Source organism: Paenibacillus amylolyticus (assembly GCF_036894225.1).
GTDB lineage: Bacteria > Bacillota > Bacilli > Paenibacillales > Paenibacillaceae > Paenibacillus > Paenibacillus amylolyticus.
On record NZ_CP145892.1, the window covers coordinates 3,085,426 to 3,103,042 of the forward strand.

At 44.3% G+C, this 17,617-nt stretch carries 9 protein-coding genes; 7 read left to right on the forward strand and 2 right to left on the reverse strand.

All coding sequences use genetic code 11. The annotated features are described in order from the left end of the window. Nucleotides 1–266 precede the first annotated feature (266 nt). Together V6668_RS32225 and V6668_RS13890 are read left to right on the forward strand one after the other, a co-directional pair. Nucleotides 267–998 (forward strand): polyprenyl synthetase family protein, encoded by a 732-nt coding sequence (locus tag V6668_RS32225; protein WP_422395279.1) that lies wholly within the window; start codon nucleotides 267–269, stop codon nucleotides 996–998. Nucleotides 999–1,267: 269 nt separating this feature from the next. Next, a complete protein-coding gene (locus V6668_RS13890; RefSeq protein WP_338708716.1) occupies nucleotides 1,268–3,910 on the forward strand; it encodes a PAS domain S-box protein in 2,643 nt (880 codons plus the stop codon). Nucleotides 3,911–3,988: 78 nt separating this feature from the next. On the opposite strand, the gene V6668_RS13895 is transcribed toward V6668_RS13890, so the two are convergent. Further along, the gene (locus V6668_RS13895) at nucleotides 3,989–5,755 is read right to left on the reverse strand and encodes an ABC transporter substrate-binding protein (RefSeq protein WP_338708717.1); all 1,767 of its coding nucleotides are present in this window, start codon (nucleotides 5,753–5,755) and stop codon (nucleotides 3,989–3,991) included. A 328-nt stretch (nucleotides 5,756–6,083) separates the two neighbouring features. On the opposite strand from V6668_RS13895, the gene V6668_RS13900 reads away from it, so the two are divergent. The 3 genes from V6668_RS13900 to V6668_RS13910 all read left to right on the forward strand — a co-directional run bounded on the left by V6668_RS13900 (nucleotide 6,084) and on the right by V6668_RS13910 (nucleotide 11,433). Further along, nucleotides 6,084–7,319, forward strand: a complete 1,236-nt coding sequence (locus V6668_RS13900; protein WP_315372927.1) for an MFS transporter — start codon at nucleotides 6,084–6,086, stop codon at nucleotides 7,317–7,319. A 602-nt stretch (nucleotides 7,320–7,921) separates the two neighbouring features. Further along, the gene (locus V6668_RS13905; RefSeq protein ID WP_338708718.1) at nucleotides 7,922–9,667 is read left to right on the forward strand and encodes an ABC transporter ATP-binding protein; all 1,746 of its coding nucleotides are present in this window, start codon (nucleotides 7,922–7,924) and stop codon (nucleotides 9,665–9,667) included. Next, a complete protein-coding gene (locus V6668_RS13910; RefSeq protein ID WP_338708719.1) occupies nucleotides 9,664–11,433 on the forward strand; it encodes an ABC transporter ATP-binding protein in 1,770 nt (589 codons plus the stop codon). The genes V6668_RS13905 and V6668_RS13910 overlap by 4 nt, the downstream gene beginning before the upstream one ends. A 115-nt stretch (nucleotides 11,434–11,548) precedes the next feature. Here V6668_RS13910 and cyoE read toward each other — a convergent pair whose 3' ends face one another. After that, nucleotides 11,549–12,478: a heme o synthase gene (gene cyoE / locus V6668_RS13915; protein WP_036608378.1), complete on the reverse strand. Its 930-nt coding sequence runs from the start codon at nucleotides 12,476–12,478 to the stop codon at nucleotides 11,549–11,551. Between the two features lie 453 nt (nucleotides 12,479–12,931). On the opposite strand from cyoE, the gene V6668_RS13920 reads away from it, so the two are divergent. Further along, the gene (locus tag V6668_RS13920) at nucleotides 12,932–13,861 is read left to right on the forward strand and encodes an NAD(P)/FAD-dependent oxidoreductase (protein WP_422395258.1); all 930 of its coding nucleotides are present in this window, start codon (nucleotides 12,932–12,934) and stop codon (nucleotides 13,859–13,861) included. A 299-nt stretch (nucleotides 13,862–14,160) separates the two neighbouring features. Further along, nucleotides 14,161–17,415 (forward strand): bifunctional cytochrome P450/NADPH--P450 reductase, encoded by a 3,255-nt coding sequence (locus V6668_RS13925; protein ID WP_338708720.1) that lies wholly within the window; start codon nucleotides 14,161–14,163, stop codon nucleotides 17,413–17,415. Nucleotides 17,416–17,617: the final 202 nt, after the last annotated feature.

A 17,617-nucleotide genomic window follows, 5' to 3' on the forward strand; every position in this document is an offset into this window, starting at 1 on the left:
CTGAATTCAATCAACTGGTTCAACAGATGGTGCGAAAAGCAGATGACGTTGATTTCCTTGATAAATTGTTACGGGATCAGGTTGTGCTTCAATTGAAAAATGACAAGCAGGAAAAAGAGGAGTTCAAACAGACCATTCGAACGGTTCGCGAACAGATTAATGTGGAGTTGCAGATTGCGAAGCCCGGTGGCCTTCATGAGATGAAAGAAACGCTGATCGATGCAGCCAATTACAGTTTGCAAGGCGACGGAAAAAGGTTACGTCCGATATTAACTTGGGTTATGGGCGTGCGCGAGTATGGTCTTCATGAATCATCCATCGTTCCGCTGCTAAGATCATTGGAGTACATGCATACCGCTTCCCTGATCTTTGATGATCTGCCTACGCAGGATAATGCTTCGACAAGACGTGGACGTTCAACGCTGCACCATGTGCACAATAGTGCCACAGCAGAGCTAACCGGTCTATTTCTTATCCAGAAGGCGATTGGAGAGCAATCCTCATTGAATCGTTTTGATGCGGCGACCGTGCTCAGACTCATCCAGTATTCGGCTGAAAAAGCAGAGGATATGTGTATGGGGCAGGCCATGGATCTGAATTCCAAAGGCAAGGCATTGACGCTGGAGCAGTTGAACATGATCTGTTTTTACAAAACTGGCATTGCCTTCGAAGCTGCCCTGGTCATGCCAGCGATACTTGCCCAAGTGAAGGAACCGGAGATGGCTGCGCTGAAAAAGTTCGCTTATCATGCGGGGATCGCCTTCCAGATCAAGGACGACTTGCTGGATTTCGAGGGAAATCACCTCATTCTTGGGAAACCTGCAGGTCAGGATGAGCGGAACAACAATTCAACCTTTGTGTCTATTCTGGGTGATGAAGGCGCGAAGAAAGCGATGTGGGAGCATTATTGTCTTGCTACAGATGCATTGAACGAGATGCCGAAACCTATTCCATTTTTGAGACATTTATTGGATTATCTTGTTGGTCGCGAGCGCTAATTCATTTAACTAACGATTCCGTGTTGCGTATGACTTATTATGATATATAACGACAAAGGTCAGGATTCCATATGGATGGATTCCAGGCCTTGTTTGACTTTGTAGACACAAATTTCTTGAAAAGATTTGTTTCAACTCCTGTATTTTTGGGTATTAAGCAGGTACTGTTGTTTTAAAACTGACTAATTTTTATAGAACATCTTATATCAGTAAAAATTTTAGATTTCGACAAACTTTACATGGAGTCTATGCCAAAAGGAGAACTTACAATGCAGGTTCAAAAGGTCGATCATCACGAATTGTTCGAACAGATCTATAACCAAGCGCCTATTGGGATTGCACTCGTTGCTCCAACAGGGCAATGGATGAAAGTGAACCCTGCTTTTTGTTGTATGCTAGGTTATACAAGTGATGAATTAATGGATCTCACGTATCAGGATATTACACATCCGGATGATTCCTCACAAGATATGATCTGTAGTTATGAGCTATTTGAAGGTAAATCAAAAGAAGGTAAATCAAAAGAAAATCAATACGAAAAACGTTACATTAATAAAAATGGTGACATCTTATGGTGTTCAATACATGTTTCCTTGGTTCGAAGCGAAATTACGGATGAACCGCTTTATTCCGTTTGCCATATTGTTGATATTTCCAATCGTAAACTGTCTGAACAAAAACTCCTCCATCGTGAAGAAATGTTCAAACTTATTACGGATCATGCTCAGGAGATCATCTATATTGCCGATTCAGAGGGAGTTTGTCGGTTCTGCTCACCGTCAGTCCAACAAATATTAGGTTATTCCCCGGAAGAAGTCATTGGCCAAAACAATAATGCTTCCTTTCACCCACAAGATCTGGAACGGATCTCACAGATGGATTTGACTAAAGGTAATCTGTTGAATATTAGAGTCCGCCATAAAGACGGGCATTATCTTTGGTTTGAAACCACATACAAGGTCTTTGGTGATGCGGAGCATGAACAGCAGATTTTTACAATTGGACGAGATATATCAGAGCGAAAAAAACAAAAGGATATCAGTGCAGAGGCTGAACGTATCGCCTTGATTGGTAGTTGGGAATGGGATATGGTCTTAGACCGTATTACATTTTCAGATCAGATCTTTGAGATTTTTGAACTTGAACGCACCTGCAAACCATATCGTATAAGTGATGTTTTTGATGTTATGGATGCCGAAGATATAACCTCTTTACAAAAACATATTGCAGGGGGAAAACAGGGTGAACCGCTCGATTTTGAATACAAACACATCAGCTCTGATGGGAATGAGAAGTATCTTCACTTGCGTGGATTAATTACGCTTGATGAGCATGGTCAGCCAGTTCAGCTGAACGGAACACTACAGGATATCACTGAACGCAAACGCATCGAATTTAAATTGCAGGAATCTGTGGAGCGATACACTTCGCTTAAGAAATACAATCATGACGCCATTATCTCGTTTAACATGAATGGTAATATTATGAATGCAAATCCAGTAGCGGTGAAAATGACGGGTTGTCCCGTGGCTGAAATGATCGGTACAAGCATAAGCAGATTTATCGGAGCCAGTAATCTGGGTCTGATTCTGGGCAGTAACTATGAGATGGCTGAAAAGGAGATCAACGCTGTTCGGCACACGAATGGATCTGAGACAGAAGTCTTGGCTACGCTTGCTCCAATCATTATTAATACATCCAATGTCGGGTTTTACCTGATTGCGAAGGATATTACGGAGCAGAAAAAACTGCTGGTAGCCAAAGAGACAGCGGAGAGAATGAATAAGGCCAAAAGTGAATTTTTGGCGATGATGAGTCATGAAATCCGCACACCTATGAACGGTGTAATTGGGATGACGGATTTGCTTTTGGATACTCCTGGACTTAGTGGGGAACAAAAGGAATATATCGAAATCATCCAGAAGAGTGGAGATTCCTTGCTGGCCATCATTAATGATATTCTTGATTTTTCCAAAATCGAATCAGGCAAAACCGATCTGGTAGAAGATCCTTTTGATCTCGTAGAGATCGTGACCGAGACGGTGCAAATCGTAAAACCGCTGGCTCGTGAAAAGAAGCTGGATGTTCGCATGTGCGTAGAAGATGTCATTCCAACTCCGGTGTATGGTGATGCTTATCGTCTTAAACAGGTACTTACCAATATCATCGGCAACGCGGTCAAATTCACTTCAGAAGGCGGCGTAGAAGTTAAAGTGGGAGTTAAGGAGCAGTGCGACAATAACGTGCAGCTTTATTTTCAGGTAAAAGATTCGGGCATTGGCATTCCGGCTGAGAGGAAACAACAATTATTTGAACCTTTCTACCAACTGGAGAATTTTATGACCCGCAAACCTCAAGGTACCGGTCTTGGCCTTGCCATTAGCAAGAAACTGGTGGAGCTTATGAAGGGTGAGATCTGGATCGAGGAATCGGATGAACCGGGTACAATATTTATATTTACCGCCCAATTTAAATTAAATAACGGTGAAGAGAGCAACAGGTTGGATCAACAGCAGAAGAAGAGCAGAACATCAGCCTTACGGATTTTAATTGCAGAAGACAATGAGGTGAATCAACTCGTCCTTAGCAGAATCGTTGAGAAAAAAGGGCATTTCGTGGATCATGTGGTGGACGGTGTTGAGGCAGTCGAGGCGGTCAAACACACTTCATATGATATTGTCTTCATGGATGTGCATATGCCAAGGCTTAATGGATTTGAAGCGACAAAAGCGATTAAAAATGCTTTGCCCCCCGAGAGTTGTCCATTCATTATTGCGGTAACTGCAAATGCCGTAAGAGGAGACATGGAAAACTGCTTGAAGGCAGGCATGGATGCGTATGTCAGCAAACCGATCAAAATCGAGTCCATTATGCAAGCATTGGAGACCTATTACATCAAAAATAATCTCTGAGTGTCCTGAAAATGGATTCATGAGCAAAAGATGCTAGCTTATCATAAATAAGCTAGCATCTTTTTTATGCACAAATCTCTAAGGATTTTTGATCCACAATTTGGAGATGTCCATATATCCGAATTCTGCGATCTGCATGCCAAAGATGCTCTGATCCAGTTCAGCCTGCTTGTTCATGTGACATCCATGCAAGATCCAGCAGTGATCACGTAGCAAGGCTTCAGCTTCATCCAGGAGCGCAGTACGGTCTGCCCGATGAAGCTTTGCAAAATGATCCAGTTTGTCATCCAATAGAGACTGGAATGCAGGAGACATACACATATGAAAATGGTTGGACAGGTTTTTGAAAAAATGAATCATGCCGTACTGCCAATCTTCCTCCAGTATCTCTTCAGCGAGGATCAATTGCGCGTTTGTGGTTTCCTCTGAGTTGAAGTAATCCACAACAGCCTGCATGCTGATGTTCAGACCGATGGACGCTGCACGACGCTGAATCCACTCCGCAACGTCTGCATCCTTATTATGCTTATACGATAATGTTACCGTCTCACCCTGGTACCCACAGTTATGCAGTAATTCACGAGCATGCTCAAGAGAGGAAGCGGTCCAGTCTTGGGTTGCACTTTTCCAAGGAAGGAAGCTGCTGGCCGGTGTGATCCGATTCCCGCCGAGATCTCTGACAAGCGCGACCGAATCATAGACGATACGCAGGGCTTGTCGAAATAAGGGATGATGATGGATGCCTTCCTTGTGAAAATTGAACAGCATATATTGACAACCCAGCGCCGGATAATTGATGCTGTTCGTCTGATCACAGCCTGTTGCCAGACTTAATCGATCTGTACCCGGTAGCTCATAATAGCGATCATTTGGACTCAGGTCAGGCACAAACCAGAAATGCACTTGATCCAGATGTGGTCGGATACCGTAGTACGCATCAAAAGCGGTAAGCTCCAGCACATCTTCATTCAGCTCAGAGATCTGAAAAGGACCGGTACCTATCAATGTATTGGCTACATTGTAATCGTAGGGCAGGATTGTCATCCGAATACAACTGAACAGATGTAAGAAAAACCGATTAGGACGATGTAGAACAAACTTGATACAGTAATCACCAGCTACTTCCGCACGTTCGATATCCCGATATAACCAGATGGAGGGACTATGTAAATCAATCAATCGTTGCAACGTCGCTTGCACATCCCGGGACGTCATGATACGGCCGTTGTGGAAACGTACACCTTTGCGAAGATAGAAGGTCCATAAGCGATGGTCCTCGCTACACTCCCACATGTGCGCCAGTGCTGGCAGGAATGATTCTGTCTTGGCGTCATAAGTGATCAATGTATTACAGACCTGGCTTAATAGGTAGGTTTCAAATGCAGTATAAACAAAGGCTGGGTCCAAACCACCTAACTGGCGTGACCTCATGATGCGCAGGATATCCTGACCAGAGGCAGTTTCATCGTGGCCGTGAAATCCCATCTGTTGATGAAGGGAGAGCATGAGCTGTTCTCGCAATGTATCATCCATCTGAACGGTTCCGATGAGTTCAATGGCATCTTTCATTTTGCCTTTACCCAAAAGTTCGGTAAAACTCGCTTCCAACGCTTCATTCATGCTACGCAGCAGCGTTAACTCCGAATGATGTCCACGACCACGCCCAGGCTGCCAATGGATAAAGCCTTGCTCCTCCAATTTTCTGAGAATGAATTTCACATTACGAGGGGTGCAGCACAAGGCAGCGGACAGGCTATCGATCGTTACCGCTACAGGTTCATGAAGTTTGAATGAAAGTTGTTCAGCGCCGGCGAGCCTTATAAAGTGTGTATGTAGGGTATCCATGGTCATGACTCCTCTATTAAAGGTGAAAAGTGTGATCATATGTTTACACTTTTCTTTCCCCCTTTTATCCTTACAATTATACATTAGTAGAGGTTGTTCAAAAAGTCCGCTTTTGATTACGAAAGATGCCTAAAGGCATCATCAGCATCGAATATGGAATTCAGCCGAAATGTCCGTTGCTCACGTAGTTTTTCCTACGCTCCGCTACTCCATTTCTAGCTTCATCCCATCTTCTCGGTACTGAAAACCGGACTTTTTGAACACTCATTAGAAGAGGCTGTTAAATCACCCCGCATTGAAGCACTTAGAAAGAATAGGAGAAGTTCGCATGAAGCAATATTTAAGGCAGATTCACCCCTTGGCATGGACGATCATTATCGGAACCATGTTTGGACGTCTTGTGACGTCAATGAGTATCCCGTTTCTATCCATCTATCTGACACGTGTGTTAGATGCTACACCGACCCAGACCGGTATTACTGTGGCCGTTAGCTCGCTGGCAGGTGTTATGGTCAGCTTTTATGGAGGTTATATTTCGGACCGGATCGGTCGCAAAATTGTGATGTTAATCTCGGTATTTAGCTGGGCAGGTGTGTTTTTTATCTTTTCAGCAGCAGAGCATCTATGGGTATTCTTTGTTGCCAATACGTTAAACGGATTATGCCGCGCAGTATTTGAGCCCACCTCCAGAGCGCTGTTATCGGATATTACTTCTCCGGAGAACAAATTGCTGGTGTTCAACCTCAGATATGCTGCAGTTAATCTTGGTGTGGTCTTTGGGCCAATTATCGGATTTCAGCTGGGATCATCTGAATCAACGTTCCCATTTGTGATTTCCGGCTTGATATACATAGCCTATGGACTTGTATTATTTCTGCAATTCAAGCTACAGCATGCCAATCTGCCAGAGCGTCATCAGGCAACCGCACCACGTTTGCGTGAAGCACTCATAACCACCGGTCGCGACCGGGTGTTTCTGCCAGTATTAATCGGTACCACATTTTGTGTTCTGGGTTACGGGCACTTTAGTTCTACGTTGGCACAGTACTTGGCGAGGAGCCCGATCTTTGAAAATGGAAGTCAGATGTTCTCGTACATGCTTTCCCTGAATGCCGTGACGGTACTGATTATTCAGTATCCGCTTGTGCGAACCTTCCGAAACTTTCCACCGCTTGTTCCTCTGATTGTGGGTAACCTGCTGGTTGCAACCAGTCTGATGATGGTCGGAATTGCTGAAGGTGTACTCATGATGATGATGAGTGTCATACTATTTACCATTGGGGAAGTGCTGTTGTTCACCATGATGGATATGCTCATTGACCGGATTGCAAAGCCGGAATGGAAAGGAACGTATTTCGGTACCATCGGATTCAATAATATCGGTAGTGTCATTGCTCCTGTCATGGGAGGGGTGTTGTTAAGTCAATTTGGAGCGGAGAATGGGTTCGCTGTTTTTCTACCGATTGCGCTGACGACTGCTCTGGGAGTACCTTTTCTTCTGATAGCGCACAGACGTCTTGTTGTTAGAGAGAAGCAAACAGAGCCTACATCATTAAGTATGTAGCGAGATTTGAAAAGTTTAATGGCAAGAATTAAATAACAATTCAGTTAAAATTATCTTGACGGATGTTAGTCCAGCGAATACAATAAACAACAAATATGTGAAACGGGTGGGATGATGATTATGTTTATGCCTATACAGATTTCGAATCGATAACTGAATACGCATGAGCATAGTGACATTAATCCAATTTTTTTGCAATGATCGCGTTGGGACAGTCATGTTTGTGCACCTCTGTCGTGGACGCTCATCATTATTGCGATGCAGAGGAGATACGGGAAATGCTTTGCATTTCATTCGATCTCTTTTGGCTACAAGCTGTAGATGAACATTAGTTCATCTATGGCTTTTTTTCATGCATTCCACCCAATTTGTTCACATGGAAAGGAGCGTTTGGAGCGTTATTTTATAAAAAACTAACTTGTTAAAAGGAGAATGTACAATGGTCAACTTACGTTCTACATATCAATTATGGGCGGGAAATCCCGATTTTAATGTCATTATGTATGACTCATCCTAGTGATCGCAAATTTGCTGTCGTTAAGATCATCAACAAATATGAATAGCCAAGAACAATTAAATAAACCTATAAAGAGGTGGGACCTGTGCCCAAAACAGAGAAAATCTCCATGTCATGGCTGCTGCGTTATCTAAAACCAGTTAAAGGACGGCTGGCCTTACTTTTAATCATGTTGCTCACATCAACGGGGCTTCAGCTTTTGAATCCACAGATTATTAAACGATTTATTGATACAGCAGCAAGTGGGGGAGTCCTCACCAATCTTGTTCAGCTCGCAGGAATATTTTTGGTTGTTGCCGTGTTTAATCAACTCATCACGGTAGCGGTCAGTTATTTGGGGAACGACGTGGCCTGGCGGGCCACGAATCAACTGCGCGGAGATCTGCTGAAGCACTGCCTGCGTCTTGATATGCGTTTTCATAATGTGAAAACACCTGGAGAGATGATTGAACGTGTGGATGGTGACGTAACGAGTATCTCCAATTTTTTCGCAATGTTCATTGTGCAAGTGATCGGGAGTTTTGTGCTGCTGGCCGGAATTCTCGGATTCATGTTCAGTGTTAATGTGCCTATTGCTTTGGTGATGACCGTTTTCACATTATTATCGATCCTGTTCATGGTCTTCATCCGAAATCTAGGCGTGGACTCTTCCAAAAATGAACGGGCAGCAAGTGCCTCTCTGTTCGGATTAATTGAAGAACGCATTGCCGGGATTGAAGATGTGCAAGCGAATGGTCATGTGCCCTATGTGATGAACCGCTTTTACCGCACGATGCGCACGGTATTCCGTAAGGGGAGAAAAGCCTGGCTGCTACGGGTTATTCCGTGGAATACCACAGTAGTTCTGTTCGCTCTGGCGGTCACTGCGGTACTTTTACTGGGTGTGCATTATTATATGGAAGGTCTAATTAGTATTGGAACATTATTTCTGATCTATCAATATACGCAGATGCTGAATGATCCGATTGAGATGCTTGGAGATCAGGTGCAGGAGTTTCAAAAAGCAAAATCCGGCATGCTGCGCTCCAGAGAGCTGTTGTCCATGCAGAGTGAGATTGAAGAGGGCACAGAGGAGCAATTGCCGGAAGGACCACTTGGTCTGGAATTCAGTCAGGTGCACTTCAGTTATAACCAGGATAAACCGGTATTGCAGGACATTACTTTTGCCATTAAGCCTGGGGAACGTCTGGGAATCATCGGTCGCACAGGTAGCGGTAAGTCGAGTCTTAGTCGTGTTCTTCTCCGCCTGTACAATCTGGATCGGGGCACGATCCGTGTAGGTGGAACAGATATCACAAAGCTTTCGTTACAAGCACTCTATCGCCGGGTGGGTATGGTGACACAGGATGTACAGCTGTTTGATGGCACGCTGCGTGACAATCTGACCCTGTTCAATGGGGATGTATCGGATCAGATGATCAAGGAAACGACGGATCGCCTTGGACTTAGCCAGTGGATTAATTCACAACCAGAAGGACTCGATACGTATCTGGCAGCAGGTGGAGCTTCATTGTCGGCAGGGGAAGCACAGTTATTTGCCTTAACCCGCGTATTCCTGACCGAACCAAGTCTGGTTATTCTGGATGAGCCTTCGTCACGTCTGGATGCTGCGACCGAAGGTATGCTGCAATCTGCAATTGACCAGTTAATGAAACGATCCACTGGAGTCATTATTGCTCACCGACTGGCTACGTTGGAGAAAGTTGACCGGATTATGGTGCTAGGTGATGGGAAGGTACTGGAGTTTGGAGCGAGAGAAGAACTTGCCAATAACCCGGCATCTCACTATGCCAGACTGCTGATTACAGGCAGAGAGGAGGAATTGGCATGACTGTAGCAGGATTTATAGGCCGTTTGTTTCGATTCAGGCCTTTGTTGTTTATAATCAACGGATTGTTATGGTGTATATTTCATTCCTTGCCGTTAGCTATTGGTATTGGGATGCAGTGGTTTTTTGATCGGACAACAGCGGGTTCTAATGACTACATGTGGCTTGCTGTGCCGCTTATCTTTATTGCTTTGGTCCGAATGGCACGGGTGGGCACATTTTTTGTAGCCTTCTATGCATGGGTTACGTATCTGTATCATGTTCAGGCGATTTTGCGAACCAACATGCTCGCAGCGATCATGCGCTGGCCGGGACGTAATCTTCCGGCTTCACCAGGGGAAGCGATGAGTCGCTTTCGGGATGATGTGGATGAAGTCGTCGAGTATGTGGAATCATGGGTAGACTTCTGGGGACGTCTTGTATTTGCTGTTGTGTCTATCGTCATTATGGCGAACATTAATTGGCAGATCACATTGGTTGCCGTGCTGCCGTTGGTGGTCGTTACCTTACTTAACAACCTGTCCGGAAATCGGGCTCGGAAATATGCACAGGTTAATCGAGAATCGACTGGGCGAATTACCAGTTTTATTGCGGAAACGTTTGGAGCCGTGCAAGCCCTGAAACTGGGTCAGGCCGAAGAGAATGTCTCTACACGTTTTAACCAGTTGAATGAAGATCGTCGCCAGGCTGCACTTCGAGACAATCTGTTCAAGCAGTGGATGAGATCGATGAATCAGCATGTTCTAAGTATCTGTACCGGATTGATTCTACTGATGTGTGCAGCTGAGATGAAAGCAGGGAACTTTACCGTAGGTGATTTTGCCTTATTCACCAGTTATCTGGCCAATATCGGATTTAGCATTTCACTGTTTGGTTATATGGTGTTTCAGCATAAAAGGCTCAAGGTATCCTATGATCGTATGCGTAAGCTATTCCGCCCAGGGGAAGAAGACCAGATCATGGATTCGAGGGAAATCTATCTGTATGAAGATCCGCCGGAACTTGTAAGTGAACAGAGGGACCCTAAGGAGAAGTTGCAATCTCTTGAGGTGAATAAGCTGACTTATCAATATCCGAATTCTGAAAATGGCATAAAAGAGATCAGTTTCCGTCTGAAACGCGGACAATTTCTTGTTATTACGGGACGGATCGGATCAGGTAAATCAACGCTTGTACGCACACTTCTTGGACTGTTACCCAAACAAAAAGGGGACATTCACTGGAATGGAGCGGCTGTTGATCCAGCCACATTCCTGATGCCGCCTAGAGCCGCGTATACCCCTCAAGTGCCAAGATTGTTCAGTGATACGTTGAAAGAAAATATCGTCCAAGGCAAACAGGGGAACACCGAGCAAGCCCTTGAAAAAGCCATTCGTCTGGCTGTGATGGAGAAGGATATCAAACATCTGGATCAGGGGCTTGAGACCCCGGTTGGTCCCAGAGGGGTGATGCTGTCAGGCGGGCAGATTCAGCGCGCGGCCACAGGACGCATGTTAATGACGGAGGCGGACCTGTTTATCTTTGATGACCTGTCCAGTGCACTGGATGTGGAGACAGAACAACAAGTATGGGAAGGGTTGTTCCAAGAGCCGGATGTCACCTGCATTGCAGTTTCTCACCGCAGGGCAGCACTTTCCAAAGCAGATCACATTATCGTGATGAAAGATGGACGCATTGAAGCCGAGGGAAGTTTGGCCGAATTGCTTGCCACCAATGAAGAGATGCAGCTGCTGTGGCAAGGGGAACAAACCCCCGCCAAAGTTGGATAGCTTTGAAAATTTAGAAAAGATAATAAAAAAACAAAAAGCCTTACAGACGACTCCTTGAAAGAGGACAGTCTGTAAGGCTTTTTATCGTTATAACGAGTGGAAAGATGGAATATTATTATCTCATCATCTGAGCAATCAAGGAATACGCAATGATGACCAGGAAGATAATAGTGATATGGTTAATGGAGAAGATAAACATCCGTTTGGACCATTTCTCTGTTTCTTTCTTGTCAAAGGTAGCCACACTGAGAATGAGCCAAGCCAAGCTAACCAGAAATGCCACAATAGCGACAAATGGACTCATCGGCCAGAATAAAAAGCTGGAGATCAGTAACAGTACCAGATACACGTTTGTCTGAATGTATGTCCGTCTGATGCCTTTAACAACGGGTAGCATGGGAACACCAGCAGCTTTGTATTCGTCAAAACGACGAATCGCAATCCCGTAGAAGTGAGGCATTTGCCATAAGAGCATCGTAACGACCAATGCCCAGATCTCGAAATGACCCAGTTCCGGTGAAATGGCTGCCCAACCGATGAGTGGAGGCACAGCACCCGAAAGACTTCCCACTTCCGTGTTGTAGATCGTTGTACGTTTGGTCCACATCGTGTAAGGGAACACGTAAAGCAACAGACCCAAAATACCAAATACAGCAGCGGATGGGGAAGCGATGTACAACATGATGCCCCCGATGATGGTGATTGCAATACCGAGAATTAGACCCGACTTGGTATCTACGCGTCCCGTAACGGTAGGCCGTTTCTTCGTACGTTCCATGATCGCATCAATATCACGATCATACAAGTTGTTAAACACCCCTGCAGCTCCAATAATGAGAGAAGATCCAATAAAGGAAAGGATGATTGGTACAATATTAGCTAAGATTGAAGCATCAAATACATATAAAGCCAAACTTAAACCCGCAAACATGGCGATCAGGTTGGACTTGATGATTCCGATTTTGATCGTATCGAAGAATACTTTCGGAATCGAGCTATACTCCAGGCTGATATTGGTCTGTGAACCATTGTTCAATGTTTTCAAGAACTCACTTCCTATATCTATACTTGTATATTATGTCGCTATTATACCATTCAATACACTATGTGATTTAATTAACGTTTTAGTATTTAAAATAATGTCATTTGATTGTGAACAATTTAAAAACAAGGTTGTTTTTAATTGTTAAATAATTATTTCTGTGTTACAGGAGAGAATCCAAAAATCCGGGTATAACGGTGATTAAAGTTTGTTCTGTCATTGTAGTGTAAGTGTAAATAATCTTTTATTCAACTCACACAGATTGGATTGAAGAACGTAGTTAAAGATATATGTTGCAAAATGGTTAGGTTTTGTTTATTGTAGATATAAGATGTCTTTAATAGTATTGTTTAAAATGTGTTCTTGTAAATCTCCGATATTACTTTCTTAAGAGAAAGCGGAGGTTATTTTTAAAATTTAATTAGAGATATTAAATGTCTGGAAAGGGTGAATAATATGAGTAATATGAATCAACTCTTGGATGTACTTATTATTGGTGGAGGACCAGCGGGGCTTAATGCAGCTCTAGTACTTGGCAGGGCCCGCAAGAACGTTGTGGTCATTGATGATGAGACACCGCGTAACTGGGTTACAAGGGAGACTCATGGATTTGTGACAAGAGATGGGGCAAGTCCACGTGAATTCCGGAAAGCTGCCAAAGATCAGATTGCAGCGTATCCCTCAGTTCAATTTGCATCCGATACGGCAACTGCGATAACAGGTAGCGATGGTGATTTTGTAGTTAAAACTACACAAGGGGCAAGTTATCGCACGAAAAAGATTTTGTTTGCGGTAGGCAAGAAAGACCTTCCCTTGGATATTAACGGATTAACAGAAGTTTACGGTAAAAGTGCGTTTGTGTGTCCATATTGTGATGGATGGGAGTTAAGAGACCAAGCGCTGGTCATCATCGTTAGTGGAGTTAACGCATTACATATGGCAAAAGTCATATCCGGCTGGACAGAACGTTATACGATCTGTACGAATGGATCAGATTCCTTAACCGATGAGCACCGTGAAGAGCTGAAGCAGCATCATGTTACTGTATTCGATGCACCGATTCAATCCATTAATTCTGAAGAAGGGATGGTACAGCAAGTTGTACTAAATGACGGTACAGCGATTCCTTGCACAGGAGTTTTCTTCCAACCGAAACTGTTTACCGGATCAGAACTGCCAAAGGCCATCGGTTGTGAAATTACAGAATCAGGAACGGTTATCGTTGATGCTTCAGGCAAAACATCCATAGCGGGTGTATACAGTGCTGGTGATGTAGCATCCGAGATATATCAGGCAATCACGGCTGCGTCTCTGGGAGCTTTGTCTGCGGTAAGCATTAATAATGAATTGAATTTCGAGAAGTGGGATGAGCCAAGACATCATTAGAATACATTAAAAAACGTCATAGAATCATAACGTCATTGGTTCATAAAGTAGGGGATTGCATATGCATTCCTCTATTTGTTGTTATTCAATTTAAACGTTGAACGGTTCAATTAAAAGTAATTCAGCCGGAAGAAAATTTGATATTAAATCAATTATGGTTTATTGTATTATCAAATGATACATATTACTATCATTTATATAATCTTCAAAGGAGAGATCACTTATGAATGAAAGCAGAACAGCCATCATATGGCTAACGAATACCTTGCTCTACGGCGTACAGTTAAGAGGTGATCATCATGAGTGATGCAACTTACATTCCACAACCCAAAATGTATGGACCACTTGGCAATCTGCCCTTAATTGATAAAGATAAACCAACGCTGTCGCTAGGCGTTCTGGCTGAACAGCATGGACCAATATATCGACTTACCGTTCCCGGTTATTCCGGTTTAATCGTATCTGGGCCAGATCTTGTCGCTGAGTTGTGCGATGTGTCCCGTTTTGACAAATTTGTATACAATGAACTCGAAAATGTACGTGCCTTTGGAGGCGATGGTTTATTTACAAGCAGAACATCGGAGCCCAATTGGAAAAAGGCCCACAACATTCTGCTTCCCACCTTCAGCAAACAGGCCATGAAAGGTTATCATCCGATGATGGTTGATATTGCCGAACAGTTGATCAACAAATGGGCACGCCTCAATTCCAACGATACGATTGATGTTGCGGATGATATGACACGCCTTACGTTGGATACCATTGGACTATGTGGATTCAATTATCGATTTAACAGTTTTTACAGACAGGACCACAGTCCTTTTATTGAAAGCATGGTTCGGGCATTAAGTGAAGCTATGCAAAAGAGTTCACGTTTGAAAATTCAAAATCTGCTTATGGTGAAAACCAAACGACAGTTCCAAGCGGATATTCAGACGATGTTCTCTCTGGTAGATCAGATTATAGAGGAACGTAAAGCGAGTTCAGCACCCGAAGAGGTCGACTTGCTCGCACGTATGTTAAATGGCAAAGATCCGGAGACTGGCGAAATGCTAGATGATGAGAACATCCGTTATCAGATTATTACGTTTCTCATTGCCGGACATGAAACCACGAGTGGTTTATTATCTTTTGCTCTTTACTTTCTACTGAAAAATCCGGAATCGCTTCAAAAGGCGTATGACGAGGTGGATCAGATATTGGTCAGTGACTCACCACAGTACGAGGAAATTCTTCAGCTTTCTTATATTCGCATGATTCTTAGTGAATCGCTTCGTCTCTGGCCAACAGCCCCGGGATTTGATGTATATGCCAAAGAAGACACCGTCATAGGTGGCAAATATCCCTTGAAGAAAGGGGAGAGTTGCAGTATTCTTTTGCCCCAGCTTCACCGTGACAGAGAGGCATGGGGAGAGGATGCGGAACTTTTCCGTCCAGAGCGATTTGAAGATACGGCGAAAGTGCCTCATCATGCGTATAAACCTTTTGGTAATGGGGAGAGAGCGTGTATCGGCATGCAGTTTGCTTTATATGAAGCAACACTTGTGCTTGGCATGGTCCTCAAACATTTTGAGCTGATCGATTATAGCAACTATGAGTTAGATGTTAAACAGACACTGACATTGAAGCCGGGAGACTTCCGGATCCAGGTGAAAGCGCGTGAAGTGTCACAAAAGATGAATAAGTCTACCAGATCTGTGGAAGAGAAACCTGCTCCTGTTGTTCATAAAAATATAGCAATTGACAGCCAGAGGGGAGAAATCCTGGCCGTTGAAGCAGATGGTAAGCCTTCGCTCCTGGTGTTATATGGTTCCAATCTGGGAACGGCAGAAGGCATTGCCCGAGAGCTTGTGGAAAAAGGGCGTTCGTATGGAATCCCAAGTGAAGCAGCCACTCTGAATGAGTGTGTTGGCCGCATTCCCCGCCAAGGTGTCGTTCTTATCGTCACAGCTTCGTATAACGGTAAACCTCCGCAAAATGCTACGGCATTTGTAGACTGGTTAAAGGGAACAGAGTCAGAGAAAGCACGGGATGTAAACTATGCCGTTCTGGGCTGTGGAGATCGGAGTTGGTCCGGGACGTACCAGAGCATTCCTCGATTAATAGATGAGAGGCTTGAAGAATGGGGAGGTAAAAGACTGTTATCCCGCGGTGAAGCCGATGCCGGAGGTGACATGGAGAAACAAGTCGAGACGTGGCAGCATATGTTGTGGCCTCAGGTGTTGAGTGTCTTGGGGATTAGCGAGGAAGCAATCAAATCCTCGAAGCCAAGCGCCAGCAGACTTCAAATGGAGTTTGTCCGCGAGAAAACGGATATGCCTCTTGCACGAACTTATGATGCCAGCTATGCCACGGTTGTAGTCAATAAAGAGCTTCAGGCGCTGGGAAGTGGAAGAAGCACACGTCACATCGAAGTGTTACTGCCTGAAGGCATGAATTATAGAGAAGGCGACCATCTCGGCGTGTTGCCTAGCAATCCGAAGCAGAATGTGGATCGGATACTCAGTCGGTTCGGACTACGTGGGGATACTCCGATCCAATTAACTTCGGACGTCAGCCATCTTACACACCTACCACTGAACAGACCCGTCAAGATTCATGAGTTGCTCGCTTATTGTGTGGAATTGCAGACACCAGTCTCCAGAACACAGTTGCAGGAGTTAGCTAATCATACGATATGTCCACCTCATAAGCGTGAACTGGAAGGCATGTTGGATGAAAACAGCTACAGGGATGATATTCTTGCCAATCGAATCACCATGTTGGACCTGCTAGAAAGGTATGAGGCGTGTGAGTTGCCTTTCGAAAGGTTCCTTGAACTATTGCCTCCGCTTAAGCCCAGATATTATTCAATATCCAGCTCGCCAAGTCTGAATTCCGAGCAAGCAAGCATAACCGTATCGGTAGTAAGAGAGCCTGCATGGAGTGGCAAAGGCGAATACCAGGGAGTTGCTTCATCGTACCTCGCTGGTTGTTCATCCGGAGAAGATATTCTCATGTTTGTACGTACATCTGAATCCGAATTTCATCTGTCGGAAGAGGCTGATGTTCCGATGATCATGGTGGGACCAGGCACGGGGGTAGCACCATTCAGAGGTTTCCTCCAGGCGAGAGCTGTTATGAAACAGAGAGGTTTGTCTCTAAGTGAAGCGCATCTGTTCTTTGGGTGCAGGAATGATTCAGATTTCATATATCGTCAAGAGCTTGAACAATACGAGCGAGAAGGGATCGTTAAACTACACACTGCTTTTTCTCGTGCGGATGGCAAGCCCAAAACGTATGTACAGCATCTGATGAAGGAGAATTCCGAACAGTTGATTCACATGCTGATGAGCAAAGGAAAACTCTACGTATGCGGGGATGGAAGCCAGATGGCCCCTGCGGTAGAAGAGACTTTACAGCAAGCATATCAGAAGGTGCAGGGAGCAACGATGCAGCAAGCGAAAGACTGGCTCATTCAGCTTCAGGCCGAAGGACGCTACGTGCAAGACGTGTGGGCAGGTAATAAACGAACAAGTGAACCTCCTAAAGCTGTGCATGAGGAGGTACATTAAGACGGAGATGACTCCAATATCTACTAATATACAGTCCTTAATATACTCAAGCTAACAAACAGCCGCTTAATCTGGAGCTTTGTCTCCAAATTAGCGGCTGTTATGATGATCTGACCATGAGCCGTCGCTCGGTTCATTTTCTCACTCCTGAACTGTTAGCGTTTACATTAAAATTTGAAATAAAAATGATTGACAGTCCTTA